This is a genomic window from Streptomyces sp. NPDC104307, assembly GCF_055584045.1.
In genome coordinates this window covers 311,371-333,420 of the sequence record NZ_JBVJMU010000005.1, presented here as the reverse complement: position 1 = coordinate 333,420, position 22,050 = coordinate 311,371, and the positions used below count along the sequence as shown (strand labels likewise).

At 70.8% G+C, this 22,050-nt stretch carries 18 protein-coding genes; 11 read left to right on the top strand and 7 right to left on the bottom strand.

What is annotated here, in order from left to right:
* Positions 1-14 precede the first annotated feature (14 nt).
* The gene (locus tag ACZ601_RS16665) at positions 15-620 is read right to left on the bottom strand and encodes a class I SAM-dependent methyltransferase (RefSeq protein WP_469538231.1); all 606 of its coding nucleotides are present in this window, start codon (positions 618-620) and stop codon (positions 15-17) included.
* A 124-nt stretch (positions 621-744) separates the two neighbouring features.
* On the opposite strand from ACZ601_RS16665, the gene ACZ601_RS16660 reads away from it, so the two are divergent.
* Positions 745-2,013: a DUF6357 family protein gene (locus tag ACZ601_RS16660; protein ID WP_469538228.1), complete on the top strand. Its 1,269-nt coding sequence runs from the start codon at positions 745-747 to the stop codon at positions 2,011-2,013.
* Between the two features lie 101 nt (positions 2,014-2,114).
* On the opposite strand, the gene ACZ601_RS16655 is transcribed toward ACZ601_RS16660, so the two are convergent.
* Positions 2,115-2,444, bottom strand: coding sequence for a hypothetical protein (locus ACZ601_RS16655; protein WP_469538225.1), 330 nt, complete (start codon positions 2,442-2,444; stop codon positions 2,115-2,117).
* A gap of 1,209 nt (positions 2,445-3,653) precedes the next feature.
* Positions 3,654-4,076, bottom strand: coding sequence for a secondary thiamine-phosphate synthase enzyme YjbQ (locus tag ACZ601_RS16650; protein ID WP_469538222.1), 423 nt, complete (start codon positions 4,074-4,076; stop codon positions 3,654-3,656).
* A 92-nt stretch (positions 4,077-4,168) separates the two neighbouring features.
* Here ACZ601_RS16650 and ACZ601_RS16645 point away from each other — a divergent pair, with 92 nt between their 5' ends.
* The 6 genes from ACZ601_RS16645 (at position 4,169) to ACZ601_RS16620 (ending at position 9,568) form a co-directional block, all read left to right on the top strand.
* Positions 4,169-4,252 carry a putative leader peptide gene (locus ACZ601_RS16645; protein WP_311307964.1) on the top strand — a complete coding sequence of 28 codons (84 nt, stop codon included), beginning with the start codon at positions 4,169-4,171 and terminating at the stop codon, positions 4,250-4,252.
* Positions 4,253-4,475: 223 nt separating this feature from the next.
* Positions 4,476-5,378 (top strand): ABC transporter permease, encoded by a 903-nt coding sequence (locus ACZ601_RS16640; RefSeq protein ID WP_469538219.1) that lies wholly within the window; start codon positions 4,476-4,478, stop codon positions 5,376-5,378.
* A complete protein-coding gene (locus tag ACZ601_RS16635; RefSeq protein ID WP_469538216.1) occupies positions 5,351-6,121 on the top strand; it encodes an ABC transporter ATP-binding protein in 771 nt (256 codons plus the stop codon). Before ACZ601_RS16640 ends, ACZ601_RS16635 begins: the two co-directional genes overlap by 28 nt.
* 57 nt (positions 6,122-6,178) lie before the next feature.
* Complete coding sequence (locus tag ACZ601_RS16630; protein WP_469538214.1) at positions 6,179-7,207, top strand: ABC transporter substrate-binding protein; 1,029 nt, start codon at positions 6,179-6,181, stop codon at positions 7,205-7,207.
* Positions 7,204-8,412 carry an LLM class flavin-dependent oxidoreductase gene (locus ACZ601_RS16625; protein WP_440573813.1) on the top strand — a complete coding sequence of 403 codons (1,209 nt, stop codon included), beginning with the start codon at positions 7,204-7,206 and terminating at the stop codon, positions 8,410-8,412. Before ACZ601_RS16630 ends, ACZ601_RS16625 begins: the two co-directional genes overlap by 4 nt.
* Positions 8,413-8,479: 67 nt before the next feature.
* Complete coding sequence (locus tag ACZ601_RS16620; protein ID WP_469538210.1) at positions 8,480-9,568, top strand: NAD(P)-binding domain-containing protein; 1,089 nt, start codon at positions 8,480-8,482, stop codon at positions 9,566-9,568.
* Between the two features lie 97 nt (positions 9,569-9,665).
* Here ACZ601_RS16620 and mltG read toward each other — a convergent pair whose 3' ends face one another.
* The 3 genes from mltG to ACZ601_RS16605 form a co-directional block, all read right to left on the bottom strand.
* Complete coding sequence (mltG, locus tag ACZ601_RS16615; RefSeq protein ID WP_469538207.1) at positions 9,666-10,505, bottom strand: endolytic transglycosylase MltG; 840 nt, start codon at positions 10,503-10,505, stop codon at positions 9,666-9,668.
* Positions 10,506-10,594: 89 nt separating this feature from the next.
* Complete coding sequence (locus ACZ601_RS16610) at positions 10,595-11,737, bottom strand: FAD-dependent oxidoreductase (protein WP_469538204.1); 1,143 nt, start codon at positions 11,735-11,737, stop codon at positions 10,595-10,597.
* Between the two features lie 155 nt (positions 11,738-11,892).
* Entirely contained in the window at positions 11,893-13,698 is a 1,806-nt protein-coding gene (locus ACZ601_RS16605; protein WP_469538201.1) for an ABC transporter ATP-binding protein, read from the bottom strand.
* A 259-nt stretch (positions 13,699-13,957) separates the two neighbouring features.
* On the opposite strand from ACZ601_RS16605, the gene ACZ601_RS16600 reads away from it, so the two are divergent.
* Both ACZ601_RS16600 and ACZ601_RS16595 read left to right on the top strand, forming a co-directional pair.
* Positions 13,958-14,401: a MarR family winged helix-turn-helix transcriptional regulator gene (locus ACZ601_RS16600; RefSeq protein ID WP_469538198.1), complete on the top strand. Its 444-nt coding sequence runs from the start codon at positions 13,958-13,960 to the stop codon at positions 14,399-14,401.
* A 42-nt stretch (positions 14,402-14,443) separates the two neighbouring features.
* Positions 14,444-17,383, top strand: coding sequence for an FAD-binding and (Fe-S)-binding domain-containing protein (locus ACZ601_RS16595; protein WP_469538195.1), 2,940 nt, complete (start codon positions 14,444-14,446; stop codon positions 17,381-17,383).
* Here the strand turns inward: ACZ601_RS16595 and ACZ601_RS16590 are convergent.
* Positions 17,374-18,114, bottom strand: coding sequence for a hypothetical protein (locus tag ACZ601_RS16590; RefSeq protein WP_440573819.1), 741 nt, complete (start codon positions 18,112-18,114; stop codon positions 17,374-17,376). The two genes, ACZ601_RS16595 and ACZ601_RS16590, sit on opposite strands and share 10 nt — an antisense overlap.
* A 261-nt stretch (positions 18,115-18,375) precedes the next feature.
* On the opposite strand from ACZ601_RS16590, the gene ACZ601_RS16585 reads away from it, so the two are divergent.
* Together ACZ601_RS16585 and ACZ601_RS16580 are read left to right on the top strand one after the other, a co-directional pair.
* Positions 18,376-20,226: an ABC transporter transmembrane domain-containing protein gene (locus ACZ601_RS16585; RefSeq protein WP_469538190.1), complete on the top strand. Its 1,851-nt coding sequence runs from the start codon at positions 18,376-18,378 to the stop codon at positions 20,224-20,226.
* Positions 20,223-22,004, top strand: a complete 1,782-nt coding sequence (locus ACZ601_RS16580) for an ABC transporter ATP-binding protein (protein ID WP_469538187.1) — start codon at positions 20,223-20,225, stop codon at positions 22,002-22,004. Before ACZ601_RS16585 ends, ACZ601_RS16580 begins: the two co-directional genes overlap by 4 nt.
* The last annotated feature ends 46 nt before the right edge of the window (positions 22,005-22,050 follow it).

Genomic DNA, 22,050 nt, shown 5'->3' with positions numbered 1-22,050 from the left:
CGTCCGACACGTCCTCATCGACGGTGAACGCTTACGGCATAGCCGCCGCCCTCGTAGGGGTCGGCATCCCAGGTGGCGAAGTGGTCGACGAGGGACAGGCCGGACGCGGCGCAGCAGTCGTCGTAGTCTGCCAGCGTGAGGCCGGGCGGCACCGGCAGGTGGGCTTCGTCGAGGCCGAAGCCGGCGACCAGCAGACCCCCCGGGCGCAGGGCCGCGGAGAGGTGCTTCACCACCGCCGCCTCGGTACCGGAAGCGAGCAACGGGAAGATATTGCCCGCGGCGACGACAAGGTCGAAGCCACCCGCGATACCGAGCCGGGCGGGCTCGAACTCGGCCAGATCGGTCTGGAACCACGGCAGTCCCGGTGCCTGCTTCCGAGCCACCGCCAGCATCGACGCGTCAAGATCCACCCCGACACAGTCGTACCCGAGTTCCGCGAGCCGGATCATGACCCGCCCGGTACCGCACCCGGCGTCCAGCACCCGCGCTCCGGCCGGCAGAAGCGCGGCACAGAACCGCGCCTCACCGTGCACGTCCTTGCCGCTACGGGCCAGGGCCGCAAATCGTGCGGCGTAGTCCTCCCCGGACGCTTTCCCGGCGAAATCCGACCAACGACTCATGAGGCCAAGCATAGGGTGCCGCTCACCGGCCGAAGCCGAGCACCGGAGCGGTCCGGCACGGTTCGGCGCGCAGCCCGTCCCGCTTCCTCGCCGCCGGCCTCGTCCGGTGGGGAAGACTGAGTCCATGAGAGACATCGTTTTCACGCGGCAGAGCGGCTGGATACCGAACGTGATCCGCGAGGACGGTGAGCTGAGGCTGATGCTCGGCGCCGGGGCCGACGCCAACCATGAGCCCCGCACCTTCACGTTCTCGATCAGGGAAGCCCATCTCGCGGTGATCCAGGATGACCTGGCCAGACACCTGCTGCTGTGGAGCGCGGTGCTTCCGCTGTGCGACGCCGCCGGAACCCGTGGCCGGCTCGACGAGAACGCTGCCATGACGCTCCTGGACCCGGTCCTCCTCTCCACGCCCGCGGACGTCGACGCGCTCTTCCAGCGCATCCGGTGGGACAGGATCCGGCTCATCGCCCATGGGGCCGACATCGATCTGCTCGAACGTGGCCAGGTCTGCGCGGCGATGCGCGCGGCGACGGAGACGTCCAACGAGAAGCGGGCTCACGAGTACCGGGCGAACCGCCGTCGCACCGAACGCGGAGCGCCACTCGGCCCCCTCGACACCGCGCTTCTCAAGTACACGGGCCAATACCTGCACGGCGCGACGGTTCCGAGGCGGATGCCCGATGCGGTCGACCCCGCTCTGCTGCCCGAAGTCATACGTGTGATCGCCACCGCGGAACAGGCATCCGCCGGAATGCGGATCGGCCGCGATCCGCGGCACGGAAGACGTGCCACGGACAAACAGGACTGGGCGCGGATGGCAGCAACGGTCGATGCGGCCGTGCGCCGCGCACACCCTGAGCTCGTCGATGAGGCGGTGCGCACCGTGGGCTTCCTGATGTGCTCGGAGGCCGCGGACCGCTCCAGGAGTGCCCCCATGGAGGATGACGCGGAGACTGCCGGCGACCGCGCCCACTCCGGCGGAAGTGTGAAGAGGAGGCCCCTGTCGTTCACCGACGACAAGGGCGTCGAGAAGAAGTGGCTCCCGGACAGTCCTCGCCCTGCCACCGCCGAGTTCTGGGATTTCGTCGGCGATCGCTCCGCTGCGGACAACGAAGTGTTCACCATCGAGGACGAGGAGATGGGCGAAGGGATCCAGGTCCACTTCTACGCGGACTCCATCGCCCGGATCACGACCGTGCGCGAGGGAGCAGACGGCGGGTCGGATCCAGAGTACCGGGTCGAGTACAGCCTGGTCGACGGGATCGGCGGGTACCGGAACCTGGTGGGCGCCTTCGTCCGCGGCGGCTGCGCCGCACTCGAACACCACGGCCCTTGGTTGTCGGATGCCGCCGAGTTCGAGCGGGCCCGCCGACGGCGGCGTGGCGCCCAGTAGCCCCGGCGGGAGCCCGCGCGCTCCGCCGCGTGCGTCCCGAGGCTTCGCTTGAAGGAGCCGATAGGGACCTTCAGGTACAGGAGTTCCACGGAAAGCAGGCCCTACTCCAGTTTCGCCGCGCGCCTTTTGAGGTCCTCGGCGAACTCGTCCCAGTCGGGTCCGAAGCACAACAGGTCCGCAGCCGCTTCCCGGAGCAGTCTCGGGTCATCAGGACGTTGCAAGCAGGCTAGGCGGTAGGCGAGATTCCGGGCCCAGGGCGGCAGCGCCATCCAGTCCTCGGCGAGGAGTTCCCGAAGCATGGTGAGGATCTCGTCGGCCGTTGCGAAGGTGAGCTTCTCGATAAAGTCACGGCCCGCTTCGCTGATCTGCTGGCGTTCGGCGCTGTCGATCGCCTGGCTCAGGCTCCTGGCGGCGAGGGTCGGATCGGGCATCTCACGCTTCTCCTGACAAGTTCTTGCCGGCGCTCCGGAGGGCAGCGGAGGTCGTTGACGGTATGCGCGCGCAGACCTTAGCAGTCGGCTCCCCTTCGCCCCGGTGGCCTGTGCGGTGCCGGAGCCGGGGTCCGGTCGTTACGGGTTGAGCCAGTTCCGTCCCTCATGTACGTGTACACGTCCGAGACGATCGCCTGTTCGATCTGATCGGGTTTCAAGTTGGTGGAGCGCAGATCGTTCATAGTTCCGCCCGGCCCGGTGTGGGCTCGGTCGTAGCCGTGACCGGTGTTGAACTGCCATTGGTCGTCGCCCACTTTGGCGGAACGTTTGAGGCCCTGTCCCTCGCCCTTGGAGGTGTACTCGCCGATGGGCGGGCCGTCGGCGCAGTCAGACGGCGACAGGCCAACGGGATCGCAGATCGTGTGCGGTTGGTCACGTAGGCGACCAGGTTCGGCGCCGGCGAGAGCCCCAGAGGATCCTGAGACGTGGACCGCCCCGTCTCCGGGTCGTAGTGCCGATGAGGTCGGTGGCGATGGCGAAGAAGCGGCGGCCGAGCGGGGCGTAGCGGTAGCGCCGACGGATGCCGTCGGGGGTGACTACGGAGGCGAGGTGGTCCTCGGCGTCCCACGTGTAGCGCCAGGTGTCCGGTTTCCGGGAGAGCCGGGTCTTCTGGCCAAGGTGACACGGCCGAGCACGTCGTGCTCGAAACGGACGTCACCCGCACGTGTGACGGTGGTACCTGTGTAGGCGCGGGGCCGGTGGCCTCGTGACCGGGATGCGAGTCGGGCCAGGAGGCCAAGGCCTGGTTGCCGCTCGCGTCATAGGCGTACCGCTCGCTCCAGCCGCGTGCGTGGACGGCGGTAACCTGGCCGACCGGGTCGAGGTCGAAGGTGCGCGTCCCCGACGTCCGGTCGGACGTTGCGATGAGACGGCCGTCGGCGCGGTAGGCGTACGTGTACTCATTGAGCGTGCGGGAACCGGCAGTGAAGCGCTGAGCGGACAGCCGGCCGGCCTCGTCCCAGGCGGAGGTCTGGGTGCAGATGACCTTCCCCAACTGCCCGAGATCCTGAGTCCGAGCCCGGCGACCAGCTGGGCTCGGACCGCGTCCGATGTGGGCTCGGTTCGTTCTGTTCGGGCCTGTGCGCAAACCGGGCGCCCAGGGCGTAGGCGCACTGGCAGGAGGGAGTTCAGCTCAGTTAGCGATCTCCGTCAGCCCAGAAAGCTCAGCCGCACCTGACGCTCCGGATTATCCCTGTTCGTGTCGACCAGGCACACCGACTGCCACGTCCCCAGCTCCAGCCGCCCCGCGATCACCGGGAGTGTCGCGTGCGGCGGTACGAGGGCCGGGAGTACGTGGTCGCGGCCGTGGCCGGGGCTGCCGTGGTGGTGCTGCCAGCGGTCGTCGGCGGGGAGCAGGGTGTGCAGGGCGGAGAGGAGGTCGTCGTCGCTGCCCGCGCCGGTTTCGAGGACCGCGATCCCCGCTGTCGCGTGCGGTACGAAGATGTTGAGCAGCCCGTCCCGGCCGGCGGCCGCCCGGGTGAGGAACTGTTCGCAGTCGGACGTCAGGTCGGTGACGGTCTCCGTGGTTCCTGTGGTGACGTGCAGGACGCTGGTGGTGAAGGCGGTGGACATGGGGTCATTCTCCTGCCCGTGCCGCATGATCGCGCGTCCACGTGCCGAGACACCATTGACCGTTTCATTGAGGGATCGCTACGTTCAGCGGCATGTTCCGATCAGCTCTGCTCACTTCGCGCGGTCACATCGACCTGCTGCGGGTGGCCTCCGCCGCTTGTTGTCGCGGCTGCTGACGTTCTCTCAGCACTTTTCCCGTCAGTGACCGGGCGCGAGGCGCCCGACCGCTCCTGACGTAGTACGCGTCCCGCCTCCTCCCCCTCCCGTGCCGCTCGGTCCCGCCGAATGCCCGCGGTGGTTCCTCCGTGACCTCCGCTCGTACGGCACGGCCGTCGTGTGCCCGGGGGCCCGGGGCCAGGGGTCGGGGCCCCCTTCCCATGAACCGTTCGTGGAGCCCACATGACTCTCGATCACGCTCTCACCCCACCCGATATATCCGTCGAAATAGCAAAATCCGGCCAGCCGGAAGGTGCGGTCCGGCCTCGGCCGCTCGACCTGGAGCCCGTGACGCCGGCCGCCGTTCGCGGGGTGCGGCTGCGGAACGTACCGCGGTGGCTCCGACGTACCGCCGGGCCGCTGTTGCTGCTGATCCTTTGGCAGGTGTTCAGCGCCACCGGTGTGCTGCATCCGGACGTACTGGCCTCGCCCGGCACCATCGCCCGCGCGGGATGGGGGCTGATCGCGGACGGGACCCTCACCTCCGCGATGGCCGTCTCCCTCCAGCGGGTGGCCGTGGGGCTGGTGCTCGGGGGCGCCGTCGGCACGGCGCTCGCGCTGATCTCGGGGCTCTCCCGGCTGGGCGAGGATCTGGTCGACGCGAGCGTCCAGATGCTGCGCACCGTTCCGTGGGTCGGGCTGATCCCGCTGTTCATCATCTGGCTGGGAATCGGTGAGGCCCCCAAGGTGGCGCTGATCGCGCTGGGTGTGGCCTTCCATCTGTATCTCAACGTGTATGCGGGCATTCGCGGTGTGGATCCCCAACTCATCGAAGCCGGTGAGTCGTTGGGGCTCGGGCGCTGGGGGCTGGTGCGCCATGTGGTGCTGCCGGGGGCGTTGCCCGGGGCCATGACGGGGCTGCGCTACTCGCTGGCGACCGCCTGGCTGGCGCTGGTGTTCGGCGAGTCGGTCAACGCCGATGCCGGAATCGGCTTCCTGATGAACCAGGCCAGGGAGTTCTTCCGTACCGACGTCATCGTCGTGTGCCTGGTGGTCTACGCCTTCCTCGGCCTCGCCGCCGATGTCATCGTCCGCGTTCTCGAAAGGCTGCTGCTGCAATGGCGACCGACCTTCACGGGCCAGTGACCAACCACTCCCCCGCCCCGGCCGGCGCGCTGCCGGAAGCCGCCGTGCGGGTCGAGGGGCTGTCCCGCTCCTTCGACGGCCGGGACGTCATCGACGGACTCGATCTGACCGTGTGCGCCGGGGAGTTCACCGTATTGCTCGGTCGCAGCGGGTGCGGGAAGTCGACCCTGCTGCGGGTGCTCGCCGGCCTCGACCGGGAGATCCGGGGGACGGTGCTGGTGCCCCGGCGACGGGCCGTCGCGTTCCAGGCACCGCGGTTGATGCCCTGGAAGCGGGTCTGGCGCAACGTACTGCTCGGGCTGCCAGGGAAGCCCGAACGCGCCGTGGCCGAAGAGGCGTTGGCGGAGGTCGGGCTCAGTGAGCGGTCCGGGGCCTGGCCCAGGACCCTCTCGGGCGGTGAGGCGCAGCGCGCCTCGCTCGCGCGGGCGCTGGTCCGCGAGCCCGATCTGCTGCTGCTCGACGAGCCGTTCGGCGCACTCGACGCGCTGACCAGGATCAAGGCCCAGCAACTGGTGGCCGAGCTCTGGCAGCGCCGGGGCTGCGCCGTACTGCTCGTCACGCACGACGTGGACGAGGCGCTGCTCCTCGCCGACCGCGCGCTGGTCATGCGGGACGGCGTCATCGCGTACGAGACACCGGTGGGCCTGGACCGGCCGCGCAACCCCGGTACCCCGGAGTTCGCCGCGCTGCGCACCCGGCTGCTCACCGAGCTCGGCGTGGAGACGGCCCCCGCGCGCGCCTGAGACGCGAGCCCGCTCAGCCCCTGAACCCCTCCTGTCCGGACCGGAGAGAGACGATATATGAACCGCCGTACCCTGCCCTCGCTCCTGCTCCCCTTCGCCCTGCTGCTCACCGCCTGCGGTGGCGCGAGCTCCGCCTCCACGGCGGGCAGCACCGACGGCAAGGGCAGCGTCACGCTCAACATCGGTGACCAGAAGGGTGGTTACGAAGCCATCCTGCGCGCCTCCGGTGAGCTGGACGACCTCGACTACCGCATCAAATGGTCCACCTTCACTTCCGGCCCACCCCTGCTTGAGGCGGTCAACGCCGGGGCCGTGGACATCGGCGGGGTCGGCAACACCCCACCGGTGTTCGCCGCAGGCGCCGGTTCCAAGGTCGTGGTGGTGGGCGCCACGCACGGCTCCTCGGCCGGTGAGGCGATCGTGGTCCCCAAGGACTCGCCGCTGCGGAGTCCGGCCCAGCTCAAGGGCAGGTCGATCGCCGTGGCCCAGGGCAGCTCCGCCCACTTCCAGTTGATCAGCTCGCTGAAGAAGGCGGGACTCGGCCTCTCGGACGTGAAGCTGAAGTACCTTCAGCCGGCCGACGCACTGGCCGCGTTCACCCGGGGCAAGGTCGACGCCTGGGCGATCTGGGACCCGTACACCTCGCAGGTGCTGCGCGGCGGGAAGGCTCGGGTCCTGACGACGGGTGAAGGGGTCGTCAACGGTCTCGGGTTCCAGGTGGCCTCGCCCGCGGCGCTCAAGGAACCCGGGAAGTCCAAGGCCATCGGTGATCTGCTCGTCCGGCTGAACCGGGCGCAGAGCTGGGTGTTCAAACACCCCGACGCGTGGGCGAAGGTCTGGGCGAAGGAGACCGGGCTGCCGTACCAGGTGGCACTGGACGCGGTGAAGCTGACGGCCGGTACCAGGGTCCCCGTCGCCATCGACCCGGCCGCGATCGCCTCCGAGCAGGAGATCGCGGACACCTTCGCGGATCTGAAGCTCATCCCGCGCCGCTTCGACTTCAAGGACTTCGTCGACACCCGCTTCAACCGCGACCTCCCCGCGTCCTCCGCGACCCCGCGCTCGTACGGAAAGGCCTCCTCATGAACGTCCACCTGCACTGGTTCCTGCCCACGGGCGGCGACGGGCGCACGCTCGTCGACCGGCACGCGTACACCGACGGCGGGATCAAACGGGACCGGATCACTCCGGTCAGCGGGGTGCGCGCGCCCGACATCGAGTACCTGGCGCAGATCGCCAAGGCCGCTGAGCAGCTGGGGTTCGAGGCCGTGCTGACGCCGACCGGGACCTGGTGCGAGGACGCCTGGCTCACGACCGTGGCGCTGGCCCAGCACACCGAGCGGCTGAAGTTCCTGGTGGCGTTCCGGCCGGGCGTGATCTCGCCGGTCCTCGCCGCGCAGATGGCCGCGACGTATCAGCGGATCACCCGGGGGCGGCTGCTCCTGAACGTCGTGACGGGCGGTGACTCCACGGAGCAGCGGAGGTTCGGTGACCATCTGGACCACGACCGGCGCTACGCGAGGACCGCGGAGTTCCTGTCGGTGGTGCGGGGGGCGTGGAGCGGCCGGCCGTTCGACTTCGACGGTGAGCACTACCAGGTGGAGGGCGGGCTGACGGCGCTGCCGCCGGATCCGCTGCCGGAGATCTTCTTCGGGGGGTCGTCGGCCGCCGCCGGGCCGGTCGCGGCCGCGCACGCCGATGTCTATCTGACCTGGGGCGAGCCGCCCGCCGACGTGAAGAAGAAGATCGACTGGATCCGGGGGCTCGCCGAGGAGCAGGGTCGCACCGTGCGGTTCGGGATCCGGCTGCACACCATCTCGCGCGACTCCTCCCGCGAGGCGTGGGCGACCGCGGACCGGCTGCTGGGTGATCTCGACGCGGACACGGTCGCCGCGGCCCAGCAGGCGCTGGGGCGGAGCGAGTCCGTGGGCCAGCAGCGGATGCTGGCGCTGCACGGGGGCTCGCGCGACAAGCTGGAGATCGCGCCCAATCTGTGGGCCGGCGTCGGTCTGGTACGGGGCGGTGCGGGCACCGCGCTGGTCGGCAGCCACGCCGAGGTCGCGGACCGGATCGAGGAGTACCACGCCCTGGGTGTGGAGCACTTCGTGCTGTCGGGGTACCCGCATCTGGAGGAGGCGTACTGGTTCGGTGAGGGTGTGACTCCGGAGCTGGCGGCCCGGGGGCTGCTGTCGACGGTCCCGGCGTCCCCGCTCTCCGCGGTGCCCGCGGCGAACGGCCGCCCGGCCTCAGCTCCGGGTGGTGCACCGCTGCTGATCGCCGGGGGGCGTTGAACCGTCAACGGCCCCCGGGAAGATCCACGCGCCCCGCGTAGTTGGTAGAAGCGTGAACAACATCGGGGTGCAGTCAGTGGATGTCGTGGTGGTGGGTGCCGGGCAGGCAGGTCTGTCCGCCGCCTACCACCTGCGCCGTACGGGCCTGGAGCCCGACCGCGATTTCGTGGTGCTCGACCACGCGCCGCGCCCCGGTGGCGCCTGGCAGTTCCGCTGGCCGTCGCTGACGTACGGCAAGGTGCACGGCATGCACGCACTGCCCGGCATGGAACTGACCGGCGCCGATGACAGCAGGCCCTCCTCCGAGGTCATCGGTGAGTACTTCGACTCGTACGAGCACGCCTTCGGCCTCCGGGTGCACCGGCCGGTGGAGGTGAGCGCGGTGCGCGAGGGCGACGGCGGGCGGCTGCTCGTGGAGACCTCGGAAGGTACGTACGCGACGCGCGCGCTGATCAACGCCACGGGGACCTGGGACCGGCCGTTCTGGCCGCGCTACCCGGGCCAGGACACCTTCCGGGGCCGCCAGCTGCACACGGCGAATTATCCGGGGCCCGCCGAGTTCGCCGGACTGCGGGTCGTCGTCGTGGGCGGCGGGGCCTCCGGTACCCAGCACCTGATGGAGATCGCCGAGGTGGCCGCGGACACCCACTGGGTGACACGTCGGCCGCCGGTCTTCCGCGAGGGTCCGTTCGACGCGGACCGGGGACGGGCAGCGGTCGCCATGGTGGCGGACCGGGTGCGGCGCGGGCTGCCTCCGCAGAGCGTGGTGAGCGTGACCGGGCTGCCGGTCACCGACGCCGTCCGGCGCGCCCGCGAGTCGGGGGTGCTCGACCGTCTGCCGATGTTCGACCGGATCACACCGGACGGTGTCGCCTGGGACGACGGCCGCTCCGTCGAGGCGGATGTGATCCTCTGGGCGACCGGATTCCGGCCCGCCGTCGACCACCTCGCCCCGCTGAGACTGCGCGAGGCGGGTGGCGGCATCCGGGTCGAGGGGACTCAGGCGGTACGTGACGAGCGTGTCCAGCTCGTCGGCTACGGTCCGTCGGCCAGCACGATCGGCGCCAACCGGGCGGGGCGGGCCGCCGCGCGGGCGGTCGGACGGCTGCTGGAACGCACCGGGCCGGCCGCCGAACCTGCGGAGTCCGCAGCCTGATCGCGCCCGCCGCACCACGGCCGAGAGCCTCAACCGGCCCGCCGCGCCCTGGAACCTCGACGCGTTCACCGGACCAGCGCAGAGGCCCGGACGCGACTCAGCCGCCGCGTCGGTTGCGGTTGAACTCCGCTACGTTGCGCTGGTGCTCCGCGTAGTCGGCGGTGAAACGGGTGTCGCCCGGCGCGACGGTGACGAAGTAGAGCCAGGGACCCGGGGTGGGGCTGATCGCGGCAACCGTCGCCTGCTCCCCCGGATTTCCGATGGGGGTGGGCGGCAGCCCCTTGCGTTCATAGCTGTTGTACGGGCTGTCGATCTTCGTGTCGCCCGTGGTGGTGTCCAGGGTGCTGCGGTTCAGCGCGTAGTTGAGCGTGGAGTCCATCTGGAGCGGCATGTCACGCGCGAGCCGGTTGTGCACGACCCGGGCCACCTTGCCCATGTCCGGCTCGGTGTCCGCCTCCGCCTGCACGATGCTTGCGAGCGTCACCGTCTGGTAGACCGTGACGCCGTTGCGCTGCGCCCCGGCCGTGATGTGGTCCGCGCCGAACCGCTTGACCGCCGTGTCCACCATGTAGCGCAGCAGGCTCTCCGGGGTGGTGCCGGAGGTGACGGGGTACGTCGCCGGGAAGAGGTAGCCCTCGGGGTTGCCCTTCGCCGCCGCCGGAAGGGGCAGGCCGGCCGTGGCGGCGGCCTTCTCCGTGGTGCCGGACGGCTCGTCGAGAACCTTGTCCGCGGCCGCGTACACCTGGGAGGCCCGCCACCCCTCGGGGACCAGGAGGGAACGGGTCGGCTCGTACCCCTGCTCCCGCGTCAGCAGGGGTACGAGTACGGCGGCGGCCACCACCAGGACGAGCACGGCGCCGATGAGCAACGCCAGCCGGCCGCGCCGGGTCGGGCGGAGCTTGCGAGGGGGCGGGGTGTCCGGGGACTCGTTCACCATGCGGGCACGCTATCCCGCAGCCGTCCGCTCCCTCCGCACCCCGCCTCCGGCGACACGCTGGCGCCGTCGTGTGGGCCCCCGGGCCGGGGTCACCCCGCGGCGAATGAGGTGAACATGTCCACGAGCGGCTGTGGTGCCCGGTCATTGAAGATCATTTCCAGGCCCTCGGCGGACTCCTGGGCGCTCTTCGCGCTGCGCACGAAGAGGGTTTCCTCGTACGCGGCCAGCGCCGCTTCGACGTCTCCCGGGTGAGCGGCGAGCGCCAGGCCCAGATCGGCGCCGTCGATCATGGCGAGGTTGGCGCCTTCGCCCGCGAAGGGTGACATCAGGTGTGCGGCGTCACCGAGCAGGGTGACACCCGCAGTGCGCTTCCAGTGGTGCCCTGCGGGAAGTGCGTGGATGAGGCGCGGAGTCAGCAGGCCGTCGGCGTCGGTGATCAGCCGCCGGAGACCGGGCGCCCAGTCCGCGAAGCGCTGGACGACGGCGGCCTTGGAGGCTTCGGCGTCGGTGAAGTCGATCGTCGACAGCCCGTCCTCTGCGGCGCGCAGCCCGGTGTAGACGTGAAGACTGCCGTCTGATTCGCGGTGCGCGAGGAATCCCTTGTTGTCACCGAGCGCGAAGAACATCCCGCCGCCGATGAGCTCGGCGCACTCGGGATGATCGGCATCGGCTTCGAAGAGGTCCATTTCCACGAAGGAGACGCCGGTGTAGGCGGGGACGGCATCGGAGAGCAGCGGACGGATACGGGACCAGGCTCCGTCCGCCCCGACAAGCAGTCCGGCCGTGAAGGAGGTGCCGTCCGCGAGCGTCACCTCGTGCGTTCCGTCGGCGGTGGGCGCGGCGCCGGTGATCCTGCTGCCCCAGCGCACGGTGCCCTCGGGCAGCGAGTCGAGCAGCAGATCGCGGAGGTCGCCCCGGTCGATCTCGGGACGGTCACCCGAACCGTCGTCCGCCGCCTCATGCAGCACCCGGGCGTGCTTGTCGAGGATCCGCATGGCTTCGCCGCCGGGGTGGACCTTCTCCCTGAACAGCTCGTGCAGGCCGGCGGCGCGCAGGGCCGCCTGACCGGAATCCTCGTGGATGTCGAGCATGCCGCCCTGGGTGCGGGCGCTCCGGTCGGCCTCCAGGTCGAAGAGCGCCGCCTCGATCCCGTTCACGTGCAGTACGCGGGCGAGTGTGAGGCCGCCGAGGCCGGCGCCGATGATCGCGATGGGGTGGTGCGCGGTGCTCATGGTGGTACCTCCGGCTCGTCGGGAATGCCGGCCGCGGCTTTCCCGAGGGCCGGCGCCCTCGGCGGCGACAGAACGGCGAGGGGCACACAGCCACCGTAACGAACACGTTCGTACCGAACAAGTTCGTTCGTCCGCTCGGCGTGTTCCTCGGCCCGTCAGCCCGCCGCCGGGGCGAGCTGGGTGTCCCTGCGGACCAGAGCCGCATAGCGGCCGTCCTGGCCGAGCAGTTCCTCATGACTGCCGCGCTCAGCGGTCCGCCCTCCGTCCAGAACGACGATCTGGTCCGCGTCGCGCACGGTGGACAGCCGGTGCGCGATGGTGAGAGTCGTGCGTCCGGCGGAGAGGGCGTCGATCGCCTCCTGCACGGCGAATTCGGTACGGGTGTCGAGGGCGCTCGTCGCCTCGTCGAGGATCAGCACCGGCGGATCGCGCAGGATCGTGCGGGCGATGGCCAGGCGCTGCTTCTCGCCACCGGAGAACCGGTAGCCGCGTTCACCGACCAGGGTGTCGTAGCCGTCGGGCAGCGACGCGATGTGGTCGTGGATCTGTGCCGCGCGGGCGGCCGCCTCGATCTCGTCATCGGTGGCGTCGGGCTTGGCGAAGCGCAGGTTCTCCGCGACCGAGGCGTGGAAGAGGTACGTCTCCTGGGAGACCACCCCGATGGCCCTGGCGAGGGTGTCGAAGTCCAGATCCCGTACGTCGACGCCGTCGAGCGTGACCCGTCCGCCGGATACGTCGTACAGCCGGGGCACCAGGTAGCTGAGAGTGGACTTGCCGGAGCCGGTGGGGCCCACGACGGCCAGGCTGCCGCCGGCGGGCACGGCCACGTCGACGCCGCTGAGCGTGGGCGCGCCCTTCTCGTCGTAGCTGAAGTCGACGTTCTCGAAGCGGATCTCGCCGCGGATCTTCTCCAGCCGGACCGGGTTCTCCGGCTCGGTGATGTCGACCGTGAGGTCGAGGTACTCGAAGATCCGCTGGAAGAGCGCGAGGGACGTCTGCATCTGCACGCCGGTGGAGAGCAGGCTCACGGCGGGCCGGAACAGGCCCTGCTGGAGCGAGACGAAGGCGACGAGCGTGCCGATGGAGACGGCGGGTCCGCTGGACTGGAGGGTGATGCCCGCCGCCCAGTAGATGACGGCCGGCATCGCGGCCATGACGATGCCGATCGTCGACATCCGCCAGCGTCCGGCCATGCTGGAGCGTACTTCGAGGTCGACCAGCCGCTCGGACTCCTCGGTGAAGCCCTTGGTGAGCGAGTCGGAGCGGCCCATCGTGCGGCCGAGCAGGATGCCGCTGACGGAGAGCGATTCGGTGACGGTGGCCGCCATGGCGGCCATCTGCTTCTGCCGCTGGGTGGTGATCCTCTTGCGCTCCCGGCCGACCCGGCGGCTGATCCAGACGAAGACCGGCAGCAGGAGCAGCGAGACGATGGTCAGCCGCCAGTCGAGCGCGATCATGGCGACGACGGTGGCGATGACCGCGGTGAGGTTGGAGACCAGCGAGGTCGCCGTCGAGGTGACGGTGGCCTGCATGCCTCCGATGTCGTTGGCGATCCGGGACTGGACCTCGCCCGTGCGGGTCTTGGTGAAGAAGGCGAGCGGCATCCGCTGGAGCTGGGTGTAGACCGCGGTGCGCAGATCGTGCATCACGCGCTGGCCGACGGTGGTGGAGATGAGGGTCTGCAGCACGCCGAAGACGCTGTTCATCACGGCGGTGAGGATCATGCCGAGCGCGAGCAGCGACAGCAGTCCGGTCCGCCCCTGAGGAATGGCGGTGTCGAGGATCTCGCGCAGCAGGAACGGCGAGGCGACCGACACCAGCGACGAGGCGCCGACGAGCAGTCCGACCACCGCGAGGCGGCCGCGGTAGGGATGGAAGAGGCGGAGGATGCGGCGCAGCTCGGCGGGCGGCTGCCCGGCATCCGGGGGCGGGGGTGTCCACGCGGGTTCGTCGGGTTTCATGGGCTCCTTCGTCAGGCGTGCGGCAACGGGGAGAGGAGGGCTGCGACCGCCTGCGACGCCGTGCGCGTCAGCGGTCCGGGGCGGTCCAGGACCGGCGGCCCGTACGGATCTGCGTCCTGCCGGAATTCCGTGACTCCGGGATTCCGGGTTCGGAGATTCCGGGTTCGGGGATTTACGGCCCTGAGCAGTCCAGCAGATAGGAGCATAGCTCATTGTTACCTCTACTCACAATGAACCAGGTCCTGATATTGTTCCTGCTATGGATTCCCCCGACCCCGACGGCCTGCTCGCCGAACAGCTGCTGCGGCTGACCCGCAGGCTCCAGCGCATTCAGAGCCGTCAGCTGGAGCCGGCCGGCATCACTCCCGCACAGTTCCGGCTGCTGCGCATAGTCGCCCAGTACGACCGTGCGCCACGGATGGCGGATCTCGCGCAGCGCCTCGATGTGGTCCCGCGCGCGGTCACCACCCTGGTGGACGGTCTGGAGGCCAGCGGCCGGGTGCGCCGGGTCCCCGATCCGGACAGCCGCAGGGTCGTCCGGGTCGAGATCACCGACGAGGGCACCGCCACCCTCCGCGCGCTGCGCAACGGGCGCCGGGCGGCCGCAGAGGAGATCCTGGCTCCATTGACCGCCGATCAGCGCGACGTGCTCGGCGGCCTGCTGACCGCTCTGGTCGACGGAATGCCGGAGCGCCGCTGCTGACCCGGGGCGAAGCACCCCACCGAGCCGCCGAGGGGACCTCGAATGCCGCTGCTGGAGCCGAAGCCGGAAGCCCTGAGCCCCGGGGCGATGCGCAGCCCCGCCCACGACCGGGTGCCCGACGGGCAGGCACCGGGCACACCCGAGCCGATGCGGAGCGAGCTGACCGCGCTGCTGGGGCCCCGGAAAGTGCTGTGGAAGATCTCCGACCTGGTCCGGTACGCCTCCGATGCCAGCCCCTACCGGTTCGTGCCCCAGGTCGTGCTCGTCCCCGAGGACATCGACGATGTCTCGGCGATCCTGTCGTACGCGCACGGCAAGGGCCGCAACGTCGTCTTCCGGGCCGCGGGCACCAGTCTGAACGGCCAGGCGCAGGGCGAGGACATCCTCGTCGACGTACGGCATCACTGGGCGGGCATCGAGGTCCTGGACGGCGGGGCGCGGGCCCGCATCCGGCCGGGGACGACCATCATGCGGGCCAACGCGACCCTCGCCCGGCACGGCCGACTGCTCGGCCCCGACCCGGCGAGCGCGATCGCCTGCACGATCGGCGGGGTCGTCGCCAACAACGCCTCCGGGATGACGGCGGGCACCAGCCGCAATTCGTACCGGACCGTGTCCTCGCTGACCTTCGTACTGCCCGGCGGCACGGTGGTGGACACCGGCGACCCCTCGGCGGACGAGGACCTGGCGCACGCCGAGCCGCAGCTGTGCGCGGGGCTCCTCGCGCTGAAGGCCGAGATCGAGGCCGATGCGGAGCTCACGGCCCGGATCCGGGCCAAGTACGAGATCAAGAACACCAACGGCTACCGGCTCGACGCCTTCCTGGACGGCACGACGCCCGTGGAGATCCTGCGCGGGCTCATGGTCGGCTCCGAGGGGACCTTCGGCTTCATCTCAGAGGTCGTCTTCGACACCCTGCCGCTGGACCGCCGCATCTCCACCGCGCTGCTCTTCTTCCCGTCCCTGACCGCGGCGGCGGCCGCCGTACCGCTGTTCAACGAAGCGGGCGCCATCGCCGTCGAGCTGATGGACGGGAACACCCTGCGGGCCTCCGTCAGCGTCCAGGGTGTCCCCGCCGACTGGGCCGGGCTGCCGAAGGAGACCGCGGCGCTGCTGGTGGAGTTCCGCGCGCCGGACGACGCGGGCCAGGAGGCGTACGAGCGGGCGGCGGCCGGTGTGGTGCGCCGGCTGGAGCTGGTCCGGCCCGTCACCTCTGTCACCAACGAGTTCACCCGGGACGCCAAGACCATCTCCGGCTACTGGAAGGCCCGCAAGGCCTTCGTCACCGCGGTGGGCGGCTCCCGGCCGTCCGGTACGACCCTGATCACGGAGGACTTCGCCGTACCCCCCTCCCGGCTGGCCGACGCGTGCGAGGCGCTCCTCGCGCTCCAGGCCGAGCACGGTTTCGACGCCGCCGTCGCGGGCCACGCTGCCCACGGCAACCTGCACTTCCTGCTCGCCTTCGACGCGGCGAAGCCGTCCGACGTGGACCGGTACGCCGCGTTCATGGCGGACTTCTGCCGGCTGACCGTGGAGCGGTTCGACGGATCGCTCAAGGCGGAACACGCCACCGGCCGCAATATCGCCCCCTTCCTGGAGCTGGAGTGGGGACCGAGGGCGACCGAACTGATGTGGCGGACCAAGCAGCTCATCGACCCCGACGGCGTGCTGGCGCCCCGGATCGTCCTGGACCGCGACCCGAGGGCCCATCTGCGCGGTTTGAAGACCATCCCGCGCGTCGAGCCGGTGGCCGACCCCTGCATCGAGTGCGGATTCTGCGAACCGACCTGCCCCAGCCACGACCTGACCACGTCACCGCGCCAGCGCATCGTGCTGCGCCGGGAGATGATGCGGCAGCCGGACGGATCCCCGGTGGAGACCGGGCTCCTCGACTCCTACGGCTACGACGCCGTCGACACCTGCGCGGGCGACTCCACCTGCAAGCTCGCCTGTCCGGTCGGGATCGACACGGGCGCCATGATGAAGGGCTTCCGCCACCAGCGGCACTCCCCGCGCGAGGAGCGGATCGCCGCGCTCACGGCGAAGAACTTCCGCGCGGTGGAGGCGGCGGCCCGGCTCGCGGTCGCCGCGGCGAGCCGGATCGACGACCGGCTCCTCGAAGGTGTCACCGGTCTCGCCCGCCGGGCCGTGCGCCCCGATCTGATGCCCGCCTGGCTGCCGGAGATCCCCGGAGCCGCCGCCCGCAAGCTGCCGCCCACATCGAGGGCGGGAGCGAGCGCCGTCTACTACCCGGCCTGCGTCAACCGCATCTTCGGCGGCCCGGAGGGGCAGCACCTCCCGTCGCTGCCGCAGGCGGTGGTGGCCGTGTCGGCGCGGGCCGGAAAGCCGGTCTGGATCCCCGAGGATGTCGCCGGAACCTGTTGCGCGACGATCTGGCACTCCAAGGGGTACGACACCGCGAACGCCGTGATGGCCAACCGGATCGTGGAGGCCGCCTGGGGCTGGACCGCGGGCGGAAAACTGCCGCTCGTCGTCGACGCCTCCTCCTGCACGCTGGGCATCGCCCATGAGGTGGTGCCGTATCTGACCGAGGACAACCGGGCGTTGCACCGCGAGCTGACCGTCGTCGACTCACTGGTCTGGGCCGCCGACGAGCTCCTGCCAGAGCTGACGGTGCTGCGCCGGACCGGCTCCGCGGTCCTGCACCCGACGTGCTCGATGGAGCATCTGGGCGATGTGGCGCACCTGCGCGCGGTCGCGGAGGCCTGCGCCCGGGAGGTCGTCGTCCCGGACGACGCCGCGTGCTGCGGATTCGCGGGCGACCGGGGCATGCTGCACGAGGAGCTGACGGCCTCCGCGACCGCGAAGGAGGCCGCGGAGGTGAACACCCGGGAGTACGACACGTATCTCTCGGCCAACCGGATGTGCGAGATCGGCATGGACCGGGCGACGGGCCATCCGTACTACTCGGTGCTGATGGAGCTGGAGCGGGCGACCCGGCCCGGTCCCGGTCAGGCCTGAAGCGCCGCGCGGTCGCCCATCACGACGACCGGGTGCTGCTTGGGGTCCAGGGTGCGCAGCAGCTTCTCCATGGCCGTCTTCGGCAGGCTCACACAGGCCGAGGTTCCGCTGCCGTGGTCCATGTGCAGCCAGATGGAGCCGCCCTTGGTCTGCCCCTGGGGCCGCGTCGGGTCGTTGGGCGGGGTGCCCTTGACGCGGTTGTAGTCGATGGCGATGACGTAGTCGAAGTCGTGCCAGTGGGACTTGGCCCAGTAGTGGGGGGCCTGGATGGACGCGGACCGTGTGTACGGGAGCCGGGCGCCCGGGTCGGGCAGTACGCCGCCCGCGTCGGTGAGGGTGAAGACACCGACCGGGCTGCGCTTGTCGTCCTCGTGGTGGTTGTCGGCCCAGCCCTTCTTCCCGTTGTGGGCCTTCCAGTCGGCGGCCTTGTCCCAGGTGGAGCCGGACTTGGTGTAGAGCACGACCGTGGAGTCCGCGGAGTTCTTTCCCTCGCCGTACACGGTGACGACCTGACGGGAGTTGGCCGGGATCTTCGACTGCCAACGGTCGCCGACGTCCGGAATGCGCTTCAGGTCGGTGGTCTGCGCCTTGTCCTTCGGCTTCCGGGCATCGGCGGACGGCGCGTCGTCCTTCTTAGCGTCCTGGTCCCCGCCGCATGACGTCAGGGTCGTGAGCAGGACTCCGCAGGCGGCCGCCGAGACCACCACTCGTACCGCACCGGCTATATGCATCCGTCCATGGTCGCATCCGGCGGTGTCCGGCCCCGCCCACCCGTGCGGGCCGCGGCGAATGCGTGCCGAATCTTTACCCCTCGGTCTCCCCGACCGCCTTCGGTGCGCGCGGTCCCCCGTGCGTAAAAGGGTTTGCCGCGCCCACGGCCGGACGCGAGGATTGGACGGTTTGGTCCCCCCACATGCTCCTGCCCACACGCACCTGCCCACGTGTTCTGGAGGTCCTCGCGGGCCTCAGCTCCTTCCGATCTTTGGGACGTCATGCAAATTCGCGATCTTCCGTACCCGGATCCCGGCGATCCCGATGTCCGGTCGGGTCCTCGCTTTCTGATCTGGCTCGGCCGCAACCAGATCCGCGGACAGCTCAAGGCCATGTCCTGGGGCCTGCTCCACCAGTGCGCCCTCGCCGGGCTGCCGCTCGGCGTCGGGTTCGCCGTGCAGGCGGTCGTCGACCGGTCCGGCGGGCGGCTCGCACTGGCCGGCGGGCTGATCGCGGTGCTCGGCGCGCTGATCGCGGTGGGCGACACCATGCTGCACCGGACCGCTGTCACCAACTGGATCACCGCGGCCGCCCGGATCCAGCAACTGCTGGCCCGCAAGACCGCGGAGCTCGGCTCCGCGCTGACCCGCCGGGTCGCCGCGGGCGAGGTCGTAGCGGTGTCGACAGGTGATGTGGAGAAGATCGGCTGGTTCGTCGAGGCGCTCTCCCGGTTCGTGGCAGCCGCTGCCGCCCTGGTCATCATCTGCGTCGGCCTCGTGCTGTATCTGCCTTCGCTGGGCGTGCTCGTGGCGCTGGCCTTGCCGGTGCTCGCACTGGGCGTGCTGCCGCTCCTCCCCCGCGCCACCCGCCGCGCCGACTTCCAGCGCGAGAAGGCCGGAAAGGCCACCGAACTGGCCTCCGACACCGTGGCCGGGCTGCGGGTGCTGCGCGGGATCGGCGGCGAGGAGCTGTTCCTCGGCCGCTACCGGCAGGCCTCGCAGGAGGTACGCAAGGCCGCCGTCCGCAGTGCGCGGATGTGGTCGCTGATCTCCGCGATCCAGGTGCTGTTGCCGGGCGTTCTGCTGATCGCGCTGGTGACGTACGGTGCCGCCCTGGCCCGGGACGGGAAGATCGACGTCGGTCAGCTGGTGACCGTGTACAGCGCGGCGACGCTGCTGCTGTTCCCGCTGCGCCACTTCGAGGAGATCGCCATGGCGTACTCCTTCTCGCGGCCGTCCGCGCAGCGCGCGGTCCGGGTGCTGTCGCTGAGCCGGGTCGCCCGTCCCTCGACGCTCGACACCGCACCGGCCGGGGACCTGTACGACCCGGTCACCGGACTGATGGCGCCCGAGGGCCTGTTCACCGCGGTGGTCTGCGGCGACCCGGACGAGGCCGGGCGGCTCGCGGACCGGCTCGGCGGCCACGCCCAGCCGGAGGTGGCGAAGGACGGTGCCGTCGAGGGCGGGACGGCGGACCACGGAGTGCCGTCCGTGCTGCTCGGCGGAGTCCCCCTGGACGAACTGGAACTGGACGCGGCCCGGACCGCCGTCCTCGTCCAGGACAAGGACCCGGTGCTGCTCTCCGGCACCCTGCGCGAACTGCTGGACGTGCCGTCGTCCGGCCGGGTGAGCGCCGATGAGGCGCTGTCGGCCGCCCAGTGCGAGGACGTGCTGAGCGCCCTGGCGCACGCGTCCGCCGACTCCGACGGCGATCCGATGAACACCCGGATCACCGAACGCGGCCGGTCGCTCTCCGGCGGCCAGCGCCAACGGCTCGCCCTGGCACGTTCGCTGGTGACCGACCCGGAGGCGCTGGTGCTCGACGAGCCGACCTCAGCGGTCGACTCGCACACGGAGGCGCGGGTCGCCGCGGGCATCAAGGCGCTGCGCAAGGACCGTACGACGGTGGCCTTCGCCTCCTCGCCGCTGCTGCTCGACCTGGCGGACCGGGTGGCGCTGGTGCACCGGGGCACGGTGGTGGCCGTCGGCACCCACCGTGAACTGCTGCTCGGCGAACCTCGGTACCGGGCCGTCGTCACCCGCGAGACCGACGACGAGATCCCCGCCCGGCCGGGCGGGGACGAAGAGGTCCACGCGATCGACACCCACGAGGAAATCGAGGAGAGGGCATGACCGGCCTCGCACCACCGGCCTACGACCCGGCCGCGCCCGAGTCGGCCACCACCCTGCCGGTCGGCACCCCCGCGACCGTACGGAGTTACGTCGGGGAGCTGATGCGGCGCCACCGGCGGCCGTTCATCGTAGTCACCCTGCTCAACACGATCGCGGTGGTCGCCTCGATCGCCGGGCCCTACCTGCTGGGCGGGCTCGTCGAGGACCTGTCCGACGGGGCCGACGAGCTCCATCTGGAGCGCACCGCCGCGGTGTTCGCCGTCGCGCTGGTCATCCAGACCGTGGTCACCCGGATGATGCGGCTGCGCAGCGCGATGCTCGGTGAGGAGATGCTGGCCGATCTGCGCGAGGACTTCCTCGTGCGCTCCGTCCGGCTGCCGCCGGGCGTGCTGGAGCGGGCCGGGACGGGTGATCTGCTCTCCCGGATCACCACGGACATCGACCGGCTCGCCAACGCCATGCGCGAGGCGGTGCCGCAGCTGGCCATCGGTGTGGTGTGGGCGGGCCTGCTGCTCGCCGCGCTCGCGGTCACCGCTCCCCCGCTGGCGCTCTCGGTGCTCATCGCGCTGCCGGTGCTGATCATCGGCTGCCGCTGGTACTTCCGCCGGGCGCCGTCCGCGTACCGCTCGGAGGCCGCCGGATACGCGGCGGTCGCGGCCATGCTCGCGGAGACGGTGGACGCCGGGCGGACCGTGGAGGCGCACCGGCTGGGTGCGCGCCGGGTCACGCTGTCGGACCAGCGGGTCAAGGAGTGGACCGCGTGGGAGCGGTACACGCTGTTCCTGCGGTCGGTGCTCTTTCCTGTCATCAACGCCACGTACGTGACGATCCTGGGCACGGTGCTGATGCTCGGGGGCTGGTTCGTGATCGAGGGCTGGCTCACGGTGGGGCAGCTGACGACGGGTGCCCTGCTCGCCCAGATGATGGTCGACCCGATCGGTCTGATCCTGCGCTGGTACGACGAGTTGCAGGTCGCCCAGGTGTCGCTGGCGCGCCTGGTGGGGGTCCGCGAGATCGAGCCGGACGCGGGGGACGCGTCGGTGGCCCCGGACGGCCGGGACGTGCGGGCCGACGAGGTGCGCTTCGGCTACCGGGCCGGGCTCGACGTCCTGCACAAGGTGTCGCTGGACGTCGCTCCGGGCACCCGGCTGGCGCTCGTCGGCCCGTCCGGTGCGGGCAAGTCGACACTGGGGCGGCTGCTGGCCGGAATCTACGCGCCGCGCACGGGTGAGGTCTCGCTGGGCGGTGCGGAATTGTCGCGGATGACCGCGGAGCACGTGCGTACGCATGTCGCGCTGGTGAACCAGGAGCACCATGTGTTCGTGGGGACGCTGCGGGACAACCTGTTGCTGGCCCGTGCCGGGGCGCAGGACGCGGAGCTGTGGGCGTCGCTGGCCGCGGTGGACGCGGACGGCTGGGCCAGGGCACTGGACGAGGGTCTTGACCGCGAGGTCGGCTCCGGCGGTCTGGTGCTCACGCCCGCGCAGGCGCAGCAGATCGCGCTGGCCCGGCTGGTGCTGGCCGATCCGCACACGCTGGTGCTGGACGAGGCGACGTCCCTGCTGGATCCGCGCGCGGCCCGTCATCTGGAGCGCTCGCTGGCCCGGGTGCTGGACGGCCGTACGGTCGTGGCCATCGCGCACCGGCTGCACACGGCGCACGACGCGGATGTGATCGCGGTCGTCGAGGAGGGCCGGATCAGCGAGCTGGGCAGCCATGACGAACTGGTGGCGGCGGACGGCGCCTACGCGGCGCTGTGGCGGTCCTGGCACGGCTGAGCCGGGAGGTCCCCGGGATCCACCGGTCTTCCGGGGATCGTTAATG